Genomic DNA, 847 nt, shown 5'->3' with positions numbered 1-847 from the left:
TTCCGCCGACTGCTCCGCCGTCAGGCCCGCCATGACCTGGATCTAGATAAATGATTTTACCGCTCAAGGGCAGGCTCCACGGCTTCCAAGAGTCGTTATTGCTGAACTGATACTTGAACAGAAATAGTAATATGATGAAGCCTAGCAAAAAACTGAGCCATTTAAGCTTTTTCCTCATCCCTTCCCCTCCCGCTTGTCCGTTATTACATAACTATGGGACAGGGCCGAGAAATATGATTACCGCATGCGAAGCTTACACTGTTTTTCTCTTTGAACAAACCCTGCTGTCCACCAATCTTTAATGAACTTGCGTGCCGCTTCATAAACAGTGTTTTTATCAAATGTTGCGTATTGCTCGTGTATCCAATTATAGAGATAATCAAAAAACTCCATACGCAGCTCTTCTTCTTCTCTTGCAGAGCGGGCACTGATACTATGCATGGATTCTCCGTAATAGCCGAATATCCCAAAACGCCCGCCTAACAAATAGGCTTCTATAGCAAAATCAATACAGCCTTCGGTAATAATATCTCGTTCATCATGTAAAAATGGAAATAATGGTTCTAAACAATCCTTAACAGACTGGATAATTTGTCTCAGAGAGAGTTCTTTGAGCAAGTTCTTTTCTAATTCAAAATCCTTTTGGCGTTTCACATCCATAAAAGACAGTACTTCTGCCATATAAATTCACTCTCCTTTTATCGATTATTTTGAGGTTTGGATGATGAAACAATGCCCGAATTCGGTTGGAAATTCGCCCAAATGAAGGTGTAAAATTGATAAAAAATCACCTTTCTGCAGGGTCTGGAACAAACGTTCTATAATTAGTTATGAAAAAAGCAGCCCC

Annotated in this window: 1 protein-coding gene and 1 pseudogene; both read right to left on the bottom strand. The window is 40.6% G+C overall.

What is annotated here, in order from left to right; genetic code table 11:
• Positions 1-178 (bottom strand): annotated as a pseudogene (locus ACWHAR_RS25170) (N-acetylmuramoyl-L-alanine amidase CwlD); the annotation flags it as partial.
• 59 nt (positions 179-237) lie between these two features.
• The gene (locus tag ACWHAR_RS25165) at positions 238-681 is read right to left on the bottom strand and encodes a YbaK family protein (RefSeq protein ID WP_017695889.1); all 444 of its coding nucleotides are present in this window, start codon (positions 679-681) and stop codon (positions 238-240) included.
• Positions 682-847: the final 166 nt, after the last annotated feature.

This window comes from Bacillus sp. LR--39 (assembly GCF_053613335.1).
The sequence above is the reverse complement of the archived record's forward strand: the minus strand, read 5'-3'. Positions and strand labels throughout refer to the sequence as shown.

What these genes read in the sequence shown, in the direction of transcription:
- ACWHAR_RS25165 (WP_017695889.1), bottom strand. Translation starts at nt 681, where the DNA reads ATGGCAGAAGTACTGTCTTTTATGGATGTGAAACGCCAAAAGGATTTT.